Raw genomic sequence first — 20723 nt, 5'->3', positions numbered from 1 at the left:
ACGTCGAAGCGGTGCGGACACCTGCCTCGCCGAGGTTTCCCCGGTGCCCGGGGGCGGTGGCGGTCAGGGCTGCGGGGCCGACCGGCCCGCTCGCCCGGCTTCCGTGCGCAGGGTGCGGGCCCGTTCGGCCGGGTCGTAGTCCGGCCCGACGCCCTCGATCAGCAGCAGGTCACCCTCGATGTGGTCGGTGCGCAGACGCAGGATGGCCCGGTAGGCGGGGGAGTCGTACCAGGCGCGGGCTTCGGCCAGGCCGGGGAACTCGATCAGCACCATGGAGCCGGGCCACGTCCCCTCCACGACCTCGGCCGGCGGACCGTGGATGACGAAGCGGCCCGCGAAGGGGTCGAGGGTCGCCTGGATGCGCTCCAGGTACTCGATGATGTCCGAGTGATGGCGGCGGCTGCGGAGATGGGCGAAGCCGTAAGCGGGTGCCACGGGGGGCTCCTTCGTTCCGGTGGGCGAGGACCAGACCGTAGCCGGGAAAGGCCGGGCGGTGCGATTACCTCAGAAGTAATGGCCGCCGCGCCGGCGAAGTGCAGCAGGGCCGTCGCCCGCCCCGAGCCCGGGCCCGCCGGTCCGTGTGAGCCGTTGCCCGTTGGGACCTCCCGAGCGGTGCCGGTGCCGGTGCCGGTGCCGGCCGGACGGGGGCACTCCTCACCGGTGCCGGCCCGTCCTGCGGCGGCGGAGCAGGAAGGTGCCGACGACGACGGCGACGCTGCCTGCGGCGAGCGCGATGTCCGTACCCGCCCCCGTGCCGGACAACTCGGAGGCGACGGCGGGCGAGGCCGCGCCGGACCCGGCCGACGGCTCGCCTTGGGCCGTGGTCGCCGCTCCCGGGGCGGAGGTGCTCGCCGAGGGCAAGGCGGACGTGGCCCCGGAGGCGGTGGAGACGGTGGAGACGGTCGGCGCCGGCCCGGCGGTGGTGGCCGCGACGGCGGTGGCCGTGACCGTGGGCGCGGCGGGAGCGGCCCCGGCGGCCCCGGCGGCCCTGGCGGCGGTGGCGTTCGGGCTCGCGGTGCCGGGTGCCGGAGCCGACTGCGCCGGTGTCGCGGGGGCCGGCGCGCCCGCCGGCCCCGCGGTGATGGCGATGTCGTCGACGAACAGCACGATGTCCGGCCCACCGGAGGGGTGTCTCGCCTTCTCCGGTCGCCAGGCCGGACGGTAGACGCCGGTTCTGAAGTGCGGCGGCTCACCGCGGTGGTAGTTGTTGTCGCCGCGGTGGGCGCCGACCTGGACTCCGTCGCGGATCACGGTGATCGAACCGGGCGTGGACGGGGTGGACCAGGTGATGTCCAGGGCCCACCGGTTCCAGTGCCCGACCTGCACCGCGCCGAGCGGGATCCGGGACTCGTACTCCTCGAAGGTGGCCAGGTCCTTGAGCCAGTGCACCTTGAGCCGCCATTCGCCGCCGTGCACCGCCAGCGCGACGACCGGCTTGACGCCCTCGCCGTCCGGCTGCGTGCTGAACCACTGGGCGACGATGATGTCGTCGTCGACCTGCTTCCAGTCGCCCGGCAGGTAGGTGGAGAAGGCGAAGCGGTGGGTTCCCACGTTCAGGCCCTTGAGAGCGAGCTCGGAGCGGAACGAGTGCCCGTCGTCGGGCACGTTGAACCTCGCCGCGGTGCCGGACCGCCCGGGCGCGGGAGCGGTGTTCACGCGACCGGCACCGTTGATGGCCCTGAACGGCCATTCCTTGGCCGCGACGGCCTCGAAGTCGTACGACCGGGAGTCGTCGGCGGCAGCCGGAGCCGTGGTCACGCCGAAGGTGAGGAGCACGACGGACGTCGCGCCGGCCATGCGTCCGGCGCTGCGGGCGCTGCGGGTGGTCGTCGCACTCGTGCGGAGCGGCATGCTGTTCCTTAGGGGACGGTCGACGGGTTCCGCGGCCCGGCTGCTCTGCCGGCTCGCCGATCACGCGCGGTTCCCGCAGCACCCCGGCCCCCGCGAGGACGGCGACCCGGTCCCACGGCGCCGGACCGGGCGGGCGGTGGCATCGCGTGCGCCTGGGCGCGAACCGCTTCCCCGAGAAGGAGTGCGGAACCGGCGCCGGCTCCCGACGTGTTGCACAACCGTGATCCGGTCGGCCGGGCTCCGCGAACGCCAGCGGCCCGCACCCCGGGCTGCGGTTCGTCACCCTGCCTGCCGGGCCGGGGTGCCGCCTCCGCCGCGGTGGAGCGGAGTTCAGCCCAGGGGCTCGTTCGTTCGGACGAGCTCGGCGCGGGTGGTGGAGAGTTTCGCCAGCACGCGGGCCACGTGGTTCTCGACGGTGCGGGGGGAGAGGAACAGGATGCCGGCCATCTCCTTGTTGGTGGCGCCGGAGGCGATCAGGTCGCGGATCTGTTCCTCGCGCGGCGACAGCCGGTCGCCGTAGCCGGCCCGGCCGCGCGGATTGGGGGTCGTTCGGCCGCGTTCGCGCAGCAGGCGGTGGCAGCGGGCGAGGTCGGAGGTCGCGCCGAGGCGTTCGAAGGTGGCGATCGGCCCGGCCAGGCGGGCGGCGGCCGCATCGAGGTCGGTGCGGGTGCGGGCGGCGTGTTCGGCGGCGAGGGCGGCCCGGTAGGGGCGGCCGATGGCGGTCCAGCGCGCGGCCGCGAGGTCGAAGGCCGCCAGCGCGGCGTCGGGGTCGGTGGTGCGCAGCAGCAGGCCCCGGCAGTGGTGGTGCTCGGCGACGGCGCCGGGTGCGTCGCGGCCCTCGGTGGCGGTGGCGTGGCGTGCGGTCAGGGCCTCGGCCTCGTCGGTGCGGTCCAGGGCGAGGAGGGTCTCGACGGCGGTGGGGACGAGGTCCCAGGCGTGGGCCCAGGCCTCCTTGCGGTCGAGGAATCCCAGGAAGTCGAGCGGGTCGGTCAGGGCGCGCCAGGCGGCCTGCGGGTCGTTGCGGGCGAGGTGGAGGCGGGCCGCGCCGGCGGCGACGCCGAGCGAGTCCAGGTGCAGGCCCCGGGCCAGGACCTCGTCGAACTCGGCGGCGGCCTGCGTGGTGAGGCCGCGGGCGACGGCGGTGAGGCCGTGTACGGCGGCCGACAGTCCACCGGAGCCCACCCGGCTGTGGGGGTAGCGCTCCTGGAAGGCCGCCAGGCCCCGCTCGGCCTCGTCCCAGCGGCCGGCCTGCCAGTCGAGCATGATCTGGTGGCAGTCCAGGTAGAACTCCAGCACGGGCAACCGGATGTGCGGTGCCATGGCCCGCGTCCCGGTGATGGCGGCCGCCGCCCGCGCGTCGTTCCCGACGGCGAGCGAGCGGCTGATGGTGCCGCAGACGATGATCGCCGTGCTCTGGAGCACGGACGGGTCGGCGCCCTCGCGGGGCAACGCCGTCAGCAGCCCGGGGACGGCGGGGTCCGCGGCAACGCTCAGCAGGGACACCCGGGCGAGCTCGAGCATCGCCCGGACCTGGGGGTCCTCGTGCGCTGCCAGCAGGGCGTGGCCGCGCTCGACCATCGCCTGCTGCTCGGCGAGGGCGAATCGCCCCGTCTCCGACAGGGCCAGCAGGGCGAGCAGCCTGGCGGCGGCGAGCGGATCGTCGTCCCCCACTTCCGTCAGCGCGGTCAGCAGTTCCTCCTCACCCGAGAAGTCACCGGCCCGGTAGATCAGGATGACTCCCAGGGTGGTCCTGATCGTTGCGTGAAGCGGAGCGGGTAGTCCGGGCAGCCGCAGGATCCTGCGCAGGGCGGCGGCCGTGGCGGTGTACTGCGTGCCGACCGAGACCGCGTACGCCAAGGCCCTCGCCGCACGGCTGAGCTGGTCGGGGGAGAGGTCGGGCTGTTCGACGAGGTCGCCCAGCAGCGCGGCCGCGGTGCCGTGGTCGCCGACCGCGACGGCCTGGTCGGCCGCCTCCTGGGCATGGAGCAGCCAGGCCGCCCGGTCGCCCAGGGCGCGGGAGTGGTGGGCGATCTGCACCAGTGGCGGCGGGTCCAGTGACTGCAGCACCTCCAGGACCCGCCGGTGGGTGCGGTTGCGCACCGGCCCGGGGAGGGCGGTGTAGACCGCCTCCTGGGCGAGGACGTGCGCGAAGGCGTAGGTGTCCGGACCGGTCTGCCGCAGGACCGCCCCGGCCGTCGCCTCCTGCAGGGCCGCGGCGGCGCGCTCCTCGTCCAGGCCCGCCGAGCGCGCCAGCAGCGCCTCCCCGGCCGGCACCGCCAGGACCGCCGCGGCGTCCACCAGCGCGGCCGCGTCCGGCCCCAGCCGCGCTCTGCGTTCGGCCAGTACCTCGCCCAGGCTCCGCGGTACCCGCAGCACGCCCGCGCCGGGGCCGGTCGGCGAGCCCGCGATCGTGATCAGGTCCCGGCGGCCCGGCCCGGCCACCCGCTCCAGCCGGGACGAACCCGCGAGCGTGAGCAGGTCCTCCTCGATCACCAGGGGCAGGCCCCCGCTGCGCTCCAGCAGGACCCGCGCCAGCTCCGGTGCCGGCTCACCGCCGAGCACGTCCCGGGCCATCGTCCGCAGCTCCGCCGGGCCGAGGGGGCCGAGCCGGATCTCGACGCCGCCCGTGCCCGGCGAACGCCGGAACGGCGCCCCCAGGACCGGCCGGCCGGCGGGAAGGTCCTCGGCCCGGTAGGTCAGCACCAGCGCGGAGTCGGCCGGCATGTCCATCGCCAGCAGGAGCAGCAGTTCGCGGGTGGCCTCGTCCGCCCAGTGGACGTCCTCCACCACCAGTACGGCCGGTGCCACCGCCTCCAGCAGGGTCCGCACCCCCGACACCACCCGGAACCGCTGTACGCCGGATCCGGAGGTCCCCGCCTCGGCCCGGGGCGGCTCCTCCGGCAGTGCGCCGGCCAGGTCCGGCAGCAGCGGAGCCAGGGCCCCTGCCGAGGCGCCCAGTTCCTCCACCGCCGGCAGCCACGGTCCGATCCGGCGCAGGGCGTCGATCACCGGTCCGTACGCCAGGGGCTCACGCAGCGGGTGGCAGCCGCCCACCAGGACCCGAAGGCCGTGCCCGGACAGGACCGCGGTCGCCTCGGTGACCAGCCGTGACTTGCCGATCCCGGCCTCGCCCTCCACCAGGACCACCGCCGGGCGCGCCTCGGACACCGCGGTCAGCAGCGCCCGCAGCTCCACGGCGCGTCCCGCGAAGGAGCACCCCCGAGCCTCGCCGAGGACCGCTCCAGCACCGAAGTCGTCCACACTCAGCTCCCCTCGGACCCGTGGTTTCCACGGCGGACGGGACGGGCTGCCGTGCCCCCGTCCATCCACCCTAGCGCCGCCCGGGCAGGGCGAAGGATCAAGGTGTGGACGGGCTCGCGACCGGCGCTGTCCGGGGCGGCGGTCGGCCCCGGGCGAGGACGAGCCACCCGGTGGCCCCGGTCAGCACCGTCTGCGCGGCGTGGCCCGGCCGACCGTCGGTGACGCAGCAGTCGATCTCCGACAGCTCGGCGAAGGCGCTGAGGCCGACGGAGTTCCACGTGCCGTGGTCGGCCGCGACGATCAGCTGCCGGGTCGAGGCGATCAGCGCCCGGTCGGTCCGCGCCTTCGCGAGGTTGGGGTGGCCGGTCCGGCGCGTTCGGAGACGCCGTGCGCGCCACCCCCGGCGAACGCGCGGTGCTCGGCGGGCGGGGAGACCTGCAGGGGCGTCGGGTCCGGGCGCGGTGCGGGTTCGGGCGCGGTGCGGGGTCGGCGGGCGGCGGCCGGACCCGTAACGCTTCGATAAACGGGCGGGACGGCGCGGGCCCGGGCACCTCGTATGTCAGCGACCGCGCGCGGCCCGGCGCATGTCAAGGGAGTGTCCGGCCCGGAGCCCGAGGAGAGCAGTGAGAGAGCCCGCATCGTCCTGGAGCGCCTTCGTGCCCCGTGGTGAACAGCCCCGGTGTGGCGACCCTGACGCCGTGGCCCGGACGGAGGACGGGCGGTCGGACGCGGCGGGATGGTTCGGGCCCGGCCCGGGGGATCCGGAACCCACGATCGTCGTCCGCCGCCCGCCCGCCACGGCCCGTGTCGCGCGGCCGCTCCCGCCGGACACCCCCGATGCCGCTCGGCGGCGGGTGCCCTCCCGCAGTGTCCCCCGGTGGACGTTGGCGGTCTCGGCCACGGCCCTGGCGGGTGGCACCGGTGCCGCCGTCCGGTTCGACGCCCCGAAGGGCAGGGCGCCCCAGCCGGGGGTCACCGTCACGGTGGGCCCGGCGGCCTGGCCGGCCCCACCGACGGTCGGGGCCTCCACGGGTGCGGCCGGCCGCACGGTCGCCCCCCCTCCCGTCCGGAGGACCGTCGGCGTCGAAGGGCAGGCCCGCCGCCGCTACGCCGACCCGCCACGACACGGTGACGCCGGGTTCCGCCGGGCCGTCCCCGCCGGTCGCCGCTCCCCCCGCCGCCGAGGGCGGCGGGCCGTCGCCCGCCGGGCCGGCCGGTCCGGCGCCGGCCCCGACCACCGCCGAGACGGGCCGGCCGCCCTCCGAGCCACCCGGCGGGCGGCCGCGCGATGCCGCGTCGGAGAGCCCGGCCGAGCCCCCCGCGGAATCCGGTCCGTCGCCGACCACGAGCGCCTCCGACCCGGGCGGGCCCACCTCACCGGCCCCGAACGGATCCGCGGCGGGCGGTCCGGCCCCGAATCCGGCGCCCGTCGGCCGGGGCGGCTGACAACACCCGCGCACGTTTGCCCCCAAGGTCCACTGCTTCCCTCCGGGAAGCCGAATGGTACGGAGCGGTTCGGATGGTCGAGAGCGTCACCGGTCGGCACGACCAGCACGACGCCCACGCGGCCCAGTGCCCCTGCCGGGCGATGCTCGACCTGCTGGCCAACAAGTGGTCGGCCTTGGCCATCGGCGCGCTCGAAGCGGGCCCCCAGCGCTTCGGGGCGATCCAGCGCCGCCTGCAAGGCGTCAGCTCCAAGGTGCTCACCCAGACACTGCGCCGCCTGGAGGACGCGGCCCTGCTGACCCGCACCGTCTACCCGGTGGTCCCCCTGCACGTGGAGTACGCCCTCACGGAGCTGGGCCGCGGCGCGTCCGTCCCGCTCGGCCTCCTGCGCGCCTGGGTCGAGGAGACGGTCGACGGCGCTCGTTCTCAGGTGTCGCCCGAGCCACAGCCGTGACCAATGCGCACAGGCACGGGACGGACGCGTCGATCCCACCTCCCCAAGCGGCAGGTACCGGGACGGTGCCGACAACTCCTCCTCGCCGGAAGGTGATCCACGTGTCCACCTCCCGCAACCTGATCCTCGGGGGTGCCACCGCACTCGTTCTGTCGACGCTGCCCGTCGGTGTGGCAGGCGCCACCGCCGATGTCCTGCTGCGGCGCCGCAGGACGGCGCGGCACGAGTGATGAGAGGGGCGGGACCGGGCCCGCCCCCGCCCTGTCCCGTGCTGTCGGGCGCGGACTTCTTGCGTGGTGCGCGGGCCCGGTGGCCGGCCGGAACGGTCCGCCGGCCCGGGGCCCGGTGATCGCCGCTGGGTGTCGCCCTCCCTCAGGCCGCCCGGTGCCGGTGTACCCGGCACCGCCCCGGTGCGCCCACCCGCCGCGGGAGGGTGCACCGGGGCGACGGAAGACAACACCGGGCCCGTCGCGCTCAGGCGGTGGTGCTTCCCGAGCCGCCGGAGAAGAGCCCGGAAGCCGGGGGCGTCGCGGAGCGGCTCGGCGAGGAAGGCTGCCGGAGGGCGACGGGGGAGTCGTCCTCAGGGCCGGGTGCCGGTGCGCTCGGCCGGCCCGTGCCGGGGGATTCACCCGTCGCACCGGGGGTGGGGACGGTGGGCCGGACGGTCCCGGGCGATTCGCTCCCAGCACCGGGTGTGGGTGCGCTCGGGCGGCCGGTCGGCGGCTGAGCCGACGGCCTCCGTGTCCCCGTGGCGTTCGGTGCAGGAGAGGTCCGTGCCGCCGGTGGAGCTTCGGCCGATCCGTTCGGAGCCGCCTCGGAGGCGGCTCCCGGGCCGGGTGCCCGTGTCCCCGTGGTCGGCGGGGCGGAGACCGCCGGGAGCCGCGCGGTGGACGAGGGACGCGCGCTCCCGCCCGGCGATCGGGAACCGGCCGGCGCGCCCCGTACGGGCGGCGGCGTCCCGGCCGAGTCGGTGGCCGTAGCCTCGCCCGCTCCCTCGGTACGGCCGACCGTAGGAGTGGGTGAGGACGTCGCGGTGCGGGGCGGGACGTCGACCGTGGTCGCCCCCGGCCGGGGTGAGCCACCCGCCGGGTTGTCGTGCAGGAGGGCCGCGAGGCCCCCGAGGACAGCGCTCGCCGACAGTGCCAGCGACCACCACACGACGCCGCGCGCACCCCGCCTAGGGGTGGCGGGGTGGTCGGGGCCCGGCGGCAGGGCACGTGCGGCCGGCGGGGCCGCAGTCCCGTTGTGGACCACGACGGCAGGTTCCCGCTCCGGGCGGATGACGGCGATCTCCACCGTCGGGGCCTCGGAGGAGCAGGAGCCGCAGAACGGGGCGAGCTGCTCGACCGGGGGCGTCCGACCGGGCGAACGGTTGCCGGGGGAGGACTGCAGGGCGGCGACGTAGCGGCACGTCCGGCCGGCGATCGCGGCTGCGTTGGCACGCCAGGCGCCGTCGGGGTCGGCCTGGTCGTCCTTGCCGCACTGGTCGCCCTGGTCGGTCGGGGCGGCGTCCGAGGCGGCGATCTGGCGTCGCCCGGCGGCCTGGACCAGGGCCCGCAGGATCTCCCGCCGACACCTCTCGGGCACCGAGGTGAGGGGCGGCGGTCCGCCGGGTCCGCGCGGTGAGGCGTGTGCCGCCGACAGGACGACCGCACCCGCCGCCGGGCGACGGTCGGGTAAGGCACCCGCGACGGCGGGCAGCGGGCCCTGCGGCGGCTGCACCGAGGGGGTTGCGCCGCCCTGCGCGGGACCGAACCACCCCTGCGGCAGCCCGTCCGTCCGGGTGACTCCGGTCGACGGGGTGCGGCCGTCGTCGTCGGGACGGGAACCGGTCTCCGGCCCGTCCGGTGGTCGTAGGTCGCCACGGCGTCTGAAGGCGGTCCAGGACGTCGAGGGCTCTCTCATCGTTCTCCCTTGAGCGTGGGATCGGCAGGAGGTGGTTCCTGTGCGCAGGTCGTCAGCAGGGGAGTCCTGCGATCCGGCCCAACCGGCGGCGGACCGCGAGGACCAGGGAGTTGGACTCCGGGTGCGGGGCGACGGTGAGCAGGGTGGCCAGGAGGGCGGCTCCGACGGCGGCCGCCTCGTCGTCGGGGACCTCCCGCCAGGACGCGGCTGCCTGCCGCGCGCCGAAACGGGCCGGCCGGCTCGCCGGGCCTTCGAGCCGGGCCCACCCGTCGGAGATCAGCGTCCAGAGCTTCGCCGCGCACCAGGCGTCGCCCGACAACCAGGCCAGGTCGGCGCGGACCTGGGCCGCGGTGAGGGTGAACCGGTGACGGGCGCCGTACGACGCCGCCAGGGTGATGAGCAGGTGGTCGGTCCGCTGGACGGCCAGGGCGAGGTCGTGGCGGCGCGCCGCGCCGAAGGCCTGTTCCAGGACGTGGCGGTGTTCGGCGGGCAGGTCGATGTCCCCGGTCCTGACGGTGTCGTCCTTCGTCGTACGCGGGGGTGGGGGCGGGGGCGCCGGGAGCGGGAAGCGCAGGACGCACCGTTCACCGGGGCCGATGTGCAGCCGAAGCCGGTGGCGCTCGCGGGCGTCCTGGCGCTCCTGTTCATCCGGGTCGGGGGTGAACCGGTCGGTGACGACGAGGCTGAGCCCGGGACGCGCCGCCGCGTCCGCGCCGGAGGCGTGGCCGCCTCGCGGGCCACCCCAGGCCGCGCCCCGGCCGAAGGCGGTGGCCGTCGGCTCGCCCGGCGTCCTGCCCACGGTCACGACACCCGTCCTCGGCCGACCGCGACGAGGACGGTGGGGACGAGGACGGTGGCGACCGCCCCGGTTTCCGGAACGGGGCGTCGGCGGCCGGCCGGCCACAGTGGGCCGGTGCCGGTGCCGGTGCCGGTGCCGGTGCCGGTGTCGTACGTCGGCCGGCGCGAGAGGCGGCAGGACAACATGCGGATGGTCTCCTTCGGGCGTGCTCGGTTCGTCCGGCCCCGGGGCCGGAGGAGCGCGGATCATGAAGGAGGAGGCCTGATGCGTACGACAATCCCGTGCCGTTATCGAACGGTTGTCATCGATCGCCGCGCGGGAGGCGATGCCGTCGGCGGGCGTCGGCGGGCACCCGTCACGGAGAGTTCCGCACGCGAAGGCCGGCGGGACCGTCGGGGTCGCCTCGGAGCGCCTGATCGCCCACTCCTTGCCAGCACTGTGACAAACCAGGGTAAATAGGGACTATGAACCCTGGTGCGGGTGGTGGAGACAAGATCCCCCCGACCGGCCCCCGTGCCGGCCGCGGTGCCGGGGCGTCCGGGTCCGGCACCGGTCGCAGGCCGCCCGGGGAGGACGGCGCCGACGCGCGGGGCGACCCGCCGCCGCAGCCGCCGCACCCGCCGGGCAGCTCGGCCGACCGCAGTTTCGCCCGGGAGGTCTTCCTCCTCCAGCTGGTGTTGGTGGTGCTCCTGGTCACCGGCGCCGTGGTGGCCCTCGTGGTGCAGTCACAGCGCGCCACGCTGGCCGACGCCCGGCACCGCACCCTCGCCGCCGCCGAGTCCTTCGCCCACGCGCCCGGGCTGGTGGCGACCCTGGAGGGCGACGCCCCCTCCGCGACCCTCCAGCCGCTGGCCGAGGAGGCCCGGACGGCCGCCGGCATCGACGCGCTCATCGTGTACCGGCTCGACGGGACGGCCCTCACGCACAGCGAGACCTCGCAGGTCGGCAAGTACGTCATCGGCCCGTACGCCCAGGCCGCCGAGGGCAAGGCCTTCACCAGCACCTTCGACGGGGCCCTGGGCCGCTCGGTGGTCTCCGCCGTCCCCGTCAAGGACGCGGACGGGCACGTGGTGGGCATCGTCGCCGCCCCCGTCACGGTCGAGGCCATCCACAAGTCGGTGCACCACGAGCTGCCCGTCATCCTGATCGGAGCGGCGGCCGCCGTCGCCCTCGCCGCCGGCTGCGCGGCCCTGCTGAGCCGCCGGCTGCGACGCCAGACACGGGGGCTGGGCGCGGCCGAGATGACCCGGATGTACGAACACCACGACGCCGTCCTGCACGCGGTGCGGGAGGGCGTCCTGATCACCGACAACGGCGGCCGGCTGCTCCTGGCCAACGACGAGGCCCGCCGCCTCCTCGACCTCCCCGCCGACGCGGAAGGGCGCCGCGTCGACGCCATCGGGCTCGACCCCGGCACCGCCGAGCTCCTGGCCTCGGACCGGATCGCCGACGACGAGGTCCACCGCACGGCGGGCCGCCTGCTCTCCCTCAACAAACGGCCCACCACGCCCACCGGAGTGCACGGGACCAGCGTCGTCACCCTGCGTGACACCACGGAGCTGAACGCGCTGGCGGGCCGGGCCGAGCTGGCCAGGGCGCGGCTGAAGCTGCTCTACGACGCCGGGATGCTGATCGGATCGACACTGGACGTGGTGCGGACCGCCGAGGAGCTGGCGCAGGCCGCCGTCCCGGGCTTCGCCGACATCGCCACCGTCGAGTTGCAGGACCCGGTGCTGCACGGCGACGCTCCGGCCGGCGCCTCCACCGAGCTGCGCCGCTGCGCCGTCGCGGGCCTCGCGGAGGACCACCCGCTCTACCCCGTCGGGCGGCTGATCGACTTCGCGCCGGGCACGCCGATGGCGGCCGGCGTGCGCGAGGGCCGGTCCGTCATCGAAGCCGATCTCGCCGCCTCCACCGGCTGGCGGACCCAGGACCTCGAACGCGCCCAGCAGATCCTCGACTACGGGATCCACTCACTGATGGCCGTGCCCCTCCAGGCACGCGGAGTGACGCTGGGGCTGGTGAACTTCTGGCGCACGCACGACTCCCCGCCGTTCGACGAGGAGGACCTCGCCTTCGCCAAGGAGGTCGGCGGCCGGGCCGCGGTCTGCATCGACAACGCCCGGCGCTACAGCCGCGAGCACGCCATGGCGGAGACCCTCCAGCGCAGCCTGATGCCCCGGGAGCTGCCCGCCCAGGAAAGCCTGGACGTGGCACACCGGTACCTGCCCGCCCAGGCCGGCGTGGGGGGCGACTGGTTCGACGTGCTTCCGCTGCCCGGTGCCCGGGTCGCCCTGGTGGTCGGCGATGTGGTCGGCCACGGCCTGCACGCCGCGGTCACCATGGGCCGGCTCAGGATCGCCGTCCACAACTTCTCGGCCCTGGACCTCGCGCCGGACGAACTGCTGAGCCACCTCGACGACCTGGTGGCACGCATCGACGACCAGGAGGGCGAGGGCCCGGACAGCGCCCAGGCGATGACGGGCGCCACCTGCTTCTACGCCGTCTACGACGCGGTCGCCGGGCGGGTCAGCGCCGCCACCGCGGGCCACCCCCCGATGGCGGTGGTCCGTCCCGACGGCACCGTCGCGTTCCTGCGCCCGCCGGTGTCCCCTCCGCTGGGCCTGGGCGCGGGCCTGCCCGTGGAGGCCGTCGACCTGGCCGTGCCCGAGGGCTCCCGGCTGGTCCTCTACACCGACGGGTTGCTCGCGGCCCGGGACCGCGACGTGGACGTGGCCCTGGACGCGCTGGGCGAGGCGCTCGGCGGTCCGTTCCGTCTCCCCGAGGCGACCTGCGACGACGTGCTCGGGTCGATGGTGGTGGAACGGCCCGGCGACGACATCGCCCTCGTGGTGGCCCGCACCCGGCTCCTCGCCCGGGACCGCGTCGCCGAGTGGGAGGTGGCGAACGACCCCGAGGCCGTGAGCCCGGTGCGCCGGGCCTGCGCCCGCCAACTGGCCCGCTGGGACCTGGAGCACCTCGCCTTCGGCACCGAACTCATCCTCAGCGAACTGATCACCAACGCCGTCCGGTACGGCGTGCCGCCCATCCGCGTCCGGCTGCTTCTCACCCAGTCCCTGGTCTGCGAGGTGTCCGACGGGAGCAGCACCGCCCCGCACATCCGCCGGGCCGCCGACACCGACGAGGGCGGCCGGGGCCTCTTCCTCGTCGCCCGCTACGCCGAGCACTGGGGCACCCGCTACTCGGCCCGCGGCAAGACCATCTGGACCTCCCAGTCGCTCAGCGGAGCGGAGGGGCCGGCCGACGAGGCGTCGGAGGACGACCTGCTCGGCGAGTGGGACGACCTGGCGCTCTGAACCGTGACGACCCCCGGGGTGCTCCACGGCCGCAGGCTTGTCCAGCGTTTTCAAGCCGGCAGCAGAGGCCAAGAGTCACCCCCGAGCGGCCGGCCGGCCTCCTCGACGGCGGCTGACCCACCGGTCGGAGCGGCCCGGGCTGCCGATCGGCCGGCGGGCGGGCGCAGCGGGGCCGCGGCACGCCGGCCGGGCGCTCCCGTTTTCGGCGCCGGGACGGGAGCGCGCCGGCGCTCACAATCGGAGGGCGGCGGTCGGCCGGCACATCGGGTCCGAGGTGCAGTCGGCGGAACGCAGTTGCAGGATCTCGTTCTCCTGCCCGTTGCCCGAGGACGCGAGGAGCAGCCCGGAGGCACGGTGGCGAAGTGCGCTCTCCCCGCCCGTGAGGTCGACGACCTGCCAGGACTGACGGCTGTTCCCGTCGCACACCTGCTGGGTGACGGTGGTCCCGGAGGCCCCGTTCGAGTCCAGGCAGCCGTTGTTCGCGGCATTGACGATCTGGACGCCGCCGGAGCGGTCGGCGCGCAGGATCCACGACTGAACGGTCAAAGGCTCGCACTTCACGAGGTACGGGGTGCCGGCCGTCGACTCGAAGTCCTCCGTCTCGCCGCAGTTCCCCGTTGCGGCGAGACGCAGCTGGATACGACGGTCCCCGGGCAGCGCGGCGGCGGGGGTGGAGAGCGATTGGACGCCGGCCGTCAACCGTCCGTCCTGTCCGGTGGTCGCACGGGGTGAGGGAGGGGGCGGGGGAAGCGATGGGGGTCCGACTCGGGTGCTGGGGCTGGGCGGTGTGACCTCGGCGGGGGACACGGGGGCGCCCGGTGTTCCCGTGGCCGGGTCGGGGGCCGGCGACGACGTCAGAGCCTCCAGGAGGGTGGCGGGGGCGGTCGGACCGCCCGGAACACCGTCCGCCGGGGTGGACAGCGGGCCCGGCGGCCGCGCATCCGCGGGCTGTCCCGGAGGCGACGGCGCGAGGAACGGCGTCAGCGCGATCGCCGCGACGACGACGGCGCCGGCGGTGAGCGCGCCGGCCATCGTCTTCGAGGTGCCCGGGGGCGGACCGGAGGGCGGCGGCGCGTGCTGCGGATTCGGGGCGGGCGGGGGGCCGGATCCGGCGTGCGCCGCGAGCGCGGGGGCGGCCGGTTCGCCGCTGGGCCACGGTCCGAGGAACGCCACCGCGGCCAGGCGCAACCGCCGGTTGACGTCCCGCAGTTCCTCGTCGCAGCGCCGGCAGCGCGGACACTCGTCGAGGTGCCGGGCCAGCGCCTTGGACCTCCGCCTCGACGAGCCGGGGAGGTGCGCGGTGAGCCGGGCAGCGTAGGCCTGGCACTCGGCCGACTGCGTCCTGGACAGGTGCGCCGTCAGGTAGGCGGTGCGCAGGCCCGCGCGCGCTCGCGCGGCGAGCGAGGACACCCCGCTCGCCGAGAGGCCGAGCAGGGGGGCCACCTCCTCCGCCGGGCGGCGTTCGACCACCGAGTGCCACAGGACCGACCGCCACCGTTCGGGGAGGGAACGGAACGCCGTGACGATCAGGTCGTGCTCGGCGGACGCGGCGACGATCTGGTCGGGGGAGAGGGCGTGGTCGGCCCGGTCCGCCCAGTCCTGGACGTCATCGGTGGGGATGGAGCGCCGCTCGCTCGCCGCCCACGCCACCGCGGTGTTGCGGACGACGGTGAAGAGGTAGGGGCGCCAGTGGTCGGTCGGACCTTTGCCGGCCCGCACGGCTGCCAGGGTACGGACGAAGGCCTCGCTCGCCAGGTCCTCGGCGCGCTGGTTCATGCCGCCGAGCGAGCGCGCGTAGCCGAGCGCGGCACGGTGGTGACGCTCGAACAGCGTCCCCACCACCTCGTCGTCCCCGGCCCGCAGACGGGCGATCAGGGCGGCATCGGACACGGCGTCCGACACGGCGTCCGACACGGCGTCGGACACGGTGCGGGAGTCGGCGGCGAGGCCGTGCCGGGACGGGCCGGGCTCGCCGGCCGTCCCCTTGCGCGGGGTGGGCCCGGAAGCGTCGTCGGCCGGGTGCGGCGGTTGGGGCATGGTGGTCCTTGAGGAGGGTACGGACGTTCGGCGGATCGCGGAGCGGGTTGATCAGGGCCCGCTCTGATGGCCGGAGTGCCGACGAGGTGTACAGGCACCGGTGCCCCGTGGGTGTGCGGCCGCATCCGGACCGGCTCCGGTCGGCGATGGTGGCGCGGCCAGGGGCCGCGTAACCCGGCACGGACCGGCGGTGGTCCGCCGTCCGGCGCCTCGGGGTGACCCGCGGTCGTCGGCATGGGGACGAGCGCCGGGTCGCAGCGCGTCACAGTGCCTCTGACGTCGACAACACGGCGGGCCGGCACGGCACACTCCTCGGATCGGGGGACTCGAACAGGTGGAGTCGGGGCCGCCGCCCTCGTCCCGCTGCGTTGCGAGAGCGTTACCCGGAGGGCGGAGGCCCCCGGGCTCGCCGCGACGACGGAGAGTGGCCGGAAAGGATGAACGCAAAACAACATCAGCGAACACAATAGAACGGTCGGAAGCCATGACACCGTCGGCCCGGCGCCGCCGTCAAGGGCGCCGAGGCTCGGGAGGGATGCCCCGCGGCGACCTCGCCCTGCCGGAGGTCCGCACTACGCAGGACTACGGCGGGGACTACCTACGGTTCGGTGAACCCGTGCGAACTTGGGTGGCCGCACTGCTGGACCGGGCTCGCCCGCGCGGGCTTTGCTGGAAGCAGGAACACCGCCCGAGATGACCGGGTGCCGCCCGAGGAGAAGAGCCATGGCCACCAGAGTCCGGCCCGTCGTGAGTCGCCCCACCGCCATCTATCTGCGGTGTTACCCGTATGACGCGGTGCGGATGCTCGACTGCTGGCAGACCCTTGAGCGTTACTCCGTCGGATCCGGGCTGGGTGAGGCGACGCTGTTCCTGGACAACGGCCGACGGTCGACCGAGCAGCTGGCGGCGCTGGCCGACCTGATCCGTGCCGTCGAGGCGGGCGTGTGCGACACCGTCCTCGTCCCCGGTCCGTTCGTCTTCTCCCTGAACGACGCGGAGGCCGCGGCGACCGTGCGGAAGCTGGAGGAGGCGGGCGGCCGGGTCGTCGAGATGCCGCGGTCGCCGCAGCCCTTCGGGGCGCTGGTCGCGGCCCGTTGACCGTAGGGCCGGCCGCCGCGGCCCGGATCCCCGCCGCAGGCCCGTTCTCCCTGCCACCCTGCTGTTCGCCACGGTCGACGCGCTGGTCGTCGCGCTCTACTTCCTGTTGCTCGCCTGGTTCGCCGCGCTGGTCGGCAACTGGCTGCGCCGCCCCCGCACCCTTCGGTTCCAACTTGGACGCGACAACCGGCTACGTCGAGAAGAGCGTCGACCTGTCCTCGTACGCGGGGCAGTACATCGACGTGCGGTTCGTGGGCCAGGAGGACCTCTCGGCCCGGACCACCTTCCTGATCGACGACACCGCACTCACCCTCGGCAACTGACCCACTCGCCGGACCGGTGGGAGTCGCGGTCCCCGTCCGTCGGTAGTCCGGCGGCGCCGGCGCGAGAACCGCGGCTCCTTCCCCAGGTGTCCGTCGCCCACCGGGCGGCGGGCACCTCGGCGTACCGGGCACCTCGACGTACCGGGTACCCGGTACGCCCGGCACCGGAGGCCGGCGCGGCCGGGTGGGGGCGGAGCCGTCGCGTGCCCCGCCCCCACCCGCGGGACATCGGTGAGCAGCCGTGCCCGGCGCCGAGCCCCCGGTCTACCGGACCCCGGTCCCGGGGATGCCGTCGACGGCCGGATCGGTGATGCTCTCGGCCCCGTGCTCCACGTGGCCGGCGAACCGGCGCAGGAAGTCGTCGTCGGTGTCGGCGGTGGCGGTGAGGTCGTACCACCAGCCGCTGTCCGTGATCGTCCAGGAGTTCCGCACGGTGGCGGAGGCGGGCAGCTCGAACGTCCAGGGGCCGTCCGTGCGGTAGGCGCCGGCCGTGACCGTGACGGTGCACGGGGCCGTGCCGCTGTTGACCATCGTCAGCGTGAGGCGGCCGTTCGGGACATCGGCTGCCGCGGTGACCTCCGGGTTGGCGCTCCCGGCGGTGGTGGCGGTGATCCGGTTGCCGCGGAAGCGCCGGTGCAGGCCGTTCGGACCGTAGAGGGAGAGGTCGTAGGAGCCGGCCGGAGTGCCGCTCACGAAGTAGTCGGTCAGGCGCTTGCCGGCCTCGACCGTGTGCCGCCACGGGCCGTCGGTCCGGAAGGCGTTGGCGTGGAGGTGGACGCACTGCCCGGCGGTGCCGCTGTTCACCATGTCGATGTAGAAGGTCTCGGGGGTGACGCGACCGGAGGCCTCGAAGGCGTACGGCAGGGCCCGGGCCTTGCGGTGCCCGACCTCCTGCACCGGGAGCGTCTGGACGCTGGGCACGGTGGCTTGGGGGAGGTTACGGCACTGCGCCTTGGCCCGCGCGGGGTAGTCGCCGGTGTCCGGGAGCTCCGGCCAGCCGTGGTTCGCGGAGGTGAAGTCGAAGACGGACAGCAGGTCCCCGGTGACCGCCCTGCGCCACGGGCTGATGTTCGGCTCGGCCACACCGAACACCTGGGAGCAGAAGCGGAGGACGGAGGTGTGGTCGAAGACCTCGGAGCAGACGTACCCGCCGCGGCTCCACGGGGAGACGGCGATCAGTGGCACGCGGAAGCCCAGCCCGATCGGCTTGCCGTCGCTGATCTCCCCGGCGGTGGAGACGGTGGACAACCCGTCGGACTCGGAGGTCGGCGGCATCGGCGGGGGCACGTGGTCGAAGAAGCCGCCGTTCTCGTCGTAGTTGAGGATGAACACGGTCTTGGACCAGACGGCCTGGTTCGCGGCGAGTGCGGCGAGCAGCCGCGCGGTGAGGTTCGCGCCGTCGGCCGGGGGGTGCTCGGCGTGCTCGGACAGGGGCTCCGGAGCGACGATCCAGCTGACCTGCGGAAGCGTGTCCGATGCGACGTCGTCGGCGAAGGCCGAGACGATGTCCGCGACCCTGGCCATGCCCTTGTCGTGGAGGGGCCGGCCGGGCCGGGACTGCTTGAAGGGGGCGAACCAGGCGAGCGCGTTGTCGTCGAAGTTGTCCCGTTCCTGGTAGACCCTCCAGCTGATGCCGGCCGACTCCAGGCGTTCGGCATAGGTGGTCCAGCCGAACCCCTTGTCCGGCACGTCGTTGGTCATGACCGCGGCCCCTCCCACGGACAGCCCGTTGCTGCCGGTGAAGGCGTGCAGCCGGTTGGGGTTGGTCTGCGTCAGCGTGGACTGGAAGTAGTGGTCGCAGATGGTGAAGTTGTCGGCGAGCTGGTAGTAGAAGTCCAGGTCCGGCCTGGCGAAGTAGCCCATTCCGACGTGCGGGTCCCTGCCCTTGTGCCATCCGTCGAACCGCCCGCCGTTCCAGTTGGTGAGGTCGATCGGCCAGCTCATGCCCGGTGCCTCGGCGCACGTGGCGGCGGTGGTCGTGGTGTCCATCCGGAAGGGCAGGATGTAGCCGTCGGCATGGGGCGCGGGCTGGCGCCACACCGGCTTGCCGCCCGGGAGGTTGATCGCGTTGCGGTCGCCGAAGCCTCGGACGCCGTTCAGGGACCCGAAGTAGTGGTCGAAGGCCCGGTTCTCCTGCATGAAGATCACCACGTGCTTGACGTCGGCGATCGTGCCCGTCCCGGCCGGGACCGGGGCGGCCATCGCCCTGCGCAGCGCATCCGGCAGCGCGGCCGCGGCGGCCACGGCGGCCGCGCTGCCGAGGAGGGTGCGCCGACTCACGCCGGGTCTGGGTTCGTTGTTCATCTGGGGGAACTCCTGTGCGGGTGACAACGGTGTGGGGGAGGTGGAGCAGTGGGGGGATCCCCGGTCGACGTGACCGGGGGTGCCCCGGGGGTGGTCACTCCCCGGGGAAGGCGACGCCCAGGTCGCGGCGCACGGTGTCCAGGACGTGCATGATCCTCAGCGTCTCGGCGAGCGGCATCAGATCGGATTCCAGCCGTCCGGCACTGATGCACCGGGCCGCTTCGGCCGCCTGGTAGCAGAGGCCGCCGTCCCGCTGCAGCGGGACGAACCTGTCGATCGGCTGGTTGTCCCGGCCGATGAGACGGACCCAGGCAGGGCCGTAGAAGGAACCCTCGATCTCCAGGCGGCCCCGCGTACCCGAGATCGACGCCGTGGTCGGGGTGCGGGCGAAGAGCGTCGTGTTGAGCACGCCGTGCGCTCCGGACTCGGCGGTGACGACGATCGAAGCCTGGCCGTCGACGCCGGTGAAGGCCTTCGTCCCGACCGCGGTGACCGAGGCGAACGGTCCGAGCACCATCGAGGCGAAGGAGACCGGGTAGACGCCGAGGTCCAGGAGCGCCCCGCCGGCGAGCTCGGGCGCGAACAGGCGGTGCGCCGCGTCGGGTTCCATCGCCTGCCCGTGGTCGGCCATGACGGTGTGCACCTCGCCGAGCAACCCGCGGTCGAGCACCTGGCGGACCACGTCGATGTGCGGCAGGAAGCGTGTCCACATCGCCTCCATGAGGAAGACGCCGCGCTTGCGGGCCGCTTCGATCAGTTGCTCGGCCTCGCGGGCGTTGCGGGTGAACGCCTTCTCCACGAGGACGTGCCGGCCCGCTTCGATCGCTTGCAGGGCCTGCTCGAAGTGACCTGAGTGCGGCGAGGCGATGTAGACGATGTCGACCCGGCCGTCCTGGACGAGCTCGGTGTAACTGCCGTAGGCCGTAGGGATGGTGAAGCGGTCGGCGAACGCGCGGGCGCGCTCGGGGTCGCGCGAGCCGACGGCCACGACCTTTTGCGCGGTGTACTTCTGCAGCGCCTCGACGAATTGGGTCGCGATCGAGCCCGGGGCCACCACCCCCCAGTTCAGGGTCGGTGCCTCACGGGGGGAGGGGGTCCGCGGCGGGGGCAGCACGATGGGTGCCGCCCCCGCCGCGACGAACGGCCGGCTCTGCGTCATGCGGGTCCTTTCGGTCGAGGTGCGAGTACCACAGGATCGGGGCGCGACGGTGGAGTGGGGGCTCGCCGTACGCGTCCGGGAGGTGGACAGGCGTCAGTCCTACGGAAGTTGACGGACTCGCACAACAACGGAAGTAATAACACGTCTTCAAACATGCGATCTCCTCATGACATCCGAAGGCAAAGGAAGTGTCAAGCCTGTGTGTGCGCCGTTCACGAACCGGGTGTCCATGGCCCCCCGATCCGCCGCGGCGGATCGGGGGCGTGGGGGTGGACTCCCGGGGGCGGGGCCGCAGGCCTTGGTCCGTGTGCGGTCGGGTGATCGGCTGCCGTGCGCACGCGGCTTGAAGGGTGCGGGTCTTGACGGGCGCCATCGGATCCCCGAAACTCTGCTGCAACCTGATGTTTACGTCAACATGCACCAGACGTGAACATGCGCCACGGTGCTGCGGCACGGGCCGGGCCCTCCACCGGGCTGGCACCTGCGCACGCCGACCGCACGGGCCGGGGCGGTCCACCGGCCGGCGTTCAGCGCGAACATGCCGGTCCTCCAGCCGTTTTGCGCCAGCCGGGCGCGGGCGGTCGGGCTTCGTGCCCGCGTCCGGACCGACCCCCCGCCCGATTCCCGGGCCGCTCTTCCGCCGCCCGGTCTTTCGCTACCCGCTCTTCCCCTGCCCGGTCTTTCGCTACCCGCTCTTCCCCTGCCCGGTCTTTCGCTACCCGCTCTTCCCCTGCCCGGTCTTTCGCTACCCGCTCTTCCCCCGCCCGGT

Annotated in this window: 13 protein-coding genes; 5 read left to right on the top strand and 8 right to left on the bottom strand. The window is 74.6% G+C overall.

Annotated elements, in window-relative coordinates; all coding sequences use genetic code 11:
• Nucleotides 1-63: 63 nt before the first annotated feature.
• The 3 genes from ACWDRR_RS38010 to ACWDRR_RS38000 form a co-directional block, all read right to left on the bottom strand.
• Entirely contained in the window at nt 64-435 is a 372-nt protein-coding gene (locus tag ACWDRR_RS38010) for a DUF1330 domain-containing protein (protein ID WP_449776845.1), read from the bottom strand.
• A 219-nt stretch (nt 436-654) separates the two neighbouring features.
• On the bottom strand, nt 655-1851 hold the full coding sequence (locus tag ACWDRR_RS38005) for a polysaccharide lyase (RefSeq protein ID WP_449776844.1): 1197 nt from the start codon (nt 1849-1851) through the stop codon (nt 655-657).
• Between the two features lie 330 nt (nt 1852-2181).
• Nucleotides 2182-5112: an ATP-binding protein gene (locus tag ACWDRR_RS38000; RefSeq protein WP_449776843.1), complete on the bottom strand. Its 2931-nt coding sequence runs from the start codon at nt 5110-5112 to the stop codon at nt 2182-2184.
• Nucleotides 5113-6631: 1519 nt separating this feature from the next.
• Between ACWDRR_RS38000 and ACWDRR_RS37995 the strand changes: the two genes are divergently transcribed.
• Nucleotides 6632-7012 (top strand): winged helix-turn-helix transcriptional regulator, encoded by a 381-nt coding sequence (locus ACWDRR_RS37995; RefSeq protein ID WP_449776842.1) that lies wholly within the window; start codon nt 6632-6634, stop codon nt 7010-7012.
• 101 nt (nt 7013-7113) lie between these two features.
• Nucleotides 7114-7242 carry a hypothetical protein gene (locus ACWDRR_RS37990; protein ID WP_449776841.1) on the top strand — a complete coding sequence of 43 codons (129 nt, stop codon included), beginning with the start codon at nt 7114-7116 and terminating at the stop codon, nt 7240-7242.
• Between the two features lie 1727 nt (nt 7243-8969).
• Here ACWDRR_RS37990 and ACWDRR_RS37985 read toward each other — a convergent pair.
• Both ACWDRR_RS37985 and ACWDRR_RS37980 read right to left on the bottom strand, forming a co-directional pair.
• A complete protein-coding gene (locus ACWDRR_RS37985; RefSeq protein WP_449776840.1) occupies nt 8970-9722 on the bottom strand; it encodes a hypothetical protein in 753 nt (250 codons plus the stop codon).
• On the bottom strand, nt 9719-9901 hold the full coding sequence (locus ACWDRR_RS37980; protein ID WP_449776839.1) for a hypothetical protein: 183 nt from the start codon (nt 9899-9901) through the stop codon (nt 9719-9721). Before ACWDRR_RS37980 ends, ACWDRR_RS37985 begins: the two co-directional genes overlap by 4 nt.
• A gap of 279 nt (nt 9902-10180) precedes the next feature.
• Here ACWDRR_RS37980 and ACWDRR_RS37975 point away from each other — a divergent pair, with 279 nt between their 5' ends.
• On the top strand, nt 10181-13033 hold the full coding sequence (locus ACWDRR_RS37975) for a SpoIIE family protein phosphatase (protein WP_449776838.1): 2853 nt from the start codon (nt 10181-10183) through the stop codon (nt 13031-13033).
• Between the two features lie 231 nt (nt 13034-13264).
• Here the strand turns inward: ACWDRR_RS37975 and ACWDRR_RS37970 are convergent, their stop codons facing one another.
• Nucleotides 13265-15070 carry a sigma-70 family RNA polymerase sigma factor gene (locus tag ACWDRR_RS37970; RefSeq protein ID WP_449776837.1) on the bottom strand — a complete coding sequence of 602 codons (1806 nt, stop codon included), beginning with the start codon at nt 15068-15070 and terminating at the stop codon, nt 13265-13267.
• A 723-nt stretch (nt 15071-15793) separates the two neighbouring features.
• Here ACWDRR_RS37970 and ACWDRR_RS37965 point away from each other — a divergent pair.
• Both ACWDRR_RS37965 and ACWDRR_RS37960 read left to right on the top strand, forming a co-directional pair.
• Nucleotides 15794-16168 (top strand): hypothetical protein, encoded by a 375-nt coding sequence (locus ACWDRR_RS37965; protein ID WP_449776836.1) that lies wholly within the window; start codon nt 15794-15796, stop codon nt 16166-16168.
• Nucleotides 16169-16341: 173 nt separating this feature from the next.
• Complete coding sequence (locus ACWDRR_RS37960) at nt 16342-16491, top strand: hypothetical protein (RefSeq protein ID WP_449776835.1); 150 nt, start codon at nt 16342-16344, stop codon at nt 16489-16491.
• A gap of 264 nt (nt 16492-16755) precedes the next feature.
• On the opposite strand, the gene ACWDRR_RS37955 is transcribed toward ACWDRR_RS37960, so the two are convergent.
• Both ACWDRR_RS37955 and ACWDRR_RS37950 read right to left on the bottom strand, forming a co-directional pair.
• Nucleotides 16756-18795, bottom strand: a complete 2040-nt coding sequence (locus ACWDRR_RS37955) for a phosphocholine-specific phospholipase C (RefSeq protein WP_449776834.1) — start codon at nt 18793-18795, stop codon at nt 16756-16758.
• Nucleotides 18796-18889: 94 nt separating this feature from the next.
• Nucleotides 18890-19954, bottom strand: coding sequence for a Gfo/Idh/MocA family protein (locus ACWDRR_RS37950; protein ID WP_449776833.1), 1065 nt, complete (start codon nt 19952-19954; stop codon nt 18890-18892).
• Nucleotides 19955-20723 lie beyond the last annotated feature (769 nt).

The sequence above is a fragment of the Kitasatospora sp. NPDC003701 genome (assembly GCF_053587085.1).
This window is presented reverse-complemented; position numbering and strand designations above follow the sequence as displayed.

Coding starts and splice junctions, on each gene's coding strand:
- ACWDRR_RS37955 (WP_449776834.1), bottom strand. CDS start 18,795: ATGAACAACGAACCCAGACCCGGCGTGAGTCGGCGCACCCTCCTCGGC.
- ACWDRR_RS37970 (WP_449776837.1), bottom strand. CDS start 15,070: ATGCCCCAACCGCCGCACCCGGCCGACGACGCTTCCGGGCCCACCCCG.
- ACWDRR_RS38005 (WP_449776844.1), bottom strand. CDS start 1,851: ATGCCGCTCCGCACGAGTGCGACGACCACCCGCAGCGCCCGCAGCGCC.
- ACWDRR_RS37975 (WP_449776838.1), top strand. CDS start 10,181: ATGAACCCTGGTGCGGGTGGTGGAGACAAGATCCCCCCGACCGGCCCC.
- ACWDRR_RS37950 (WP_449776833.1), bottom strand. CDS start 19,954: ATGACGCAGAGCCGGCCGTTCGTCGCGGCGGGGGCGGCACCCATCGTG.
- ACWDRR_RS37980 (WP_449776839.1), bottom strand. CDS start 9,901: ATGTTGTCCTGCCGCCTCTCGCGCCGGCCGACGTACGACACCGGCACC.
- ACWDRR_RS37995 (WP_449776842.1), top strand. CDS start 6,632: ATGGTCGAGAGCGTCACCGGTCGGCACGACCAGCACGACGCCCACGCG.
- ACWDRR_RS37965 (WP_449776836.1), top strand. CDS start 15,794: ATGGCCACCAGAGTCCGGCCCGTCGTGAGTCGCCCCACCGCCATCTAT.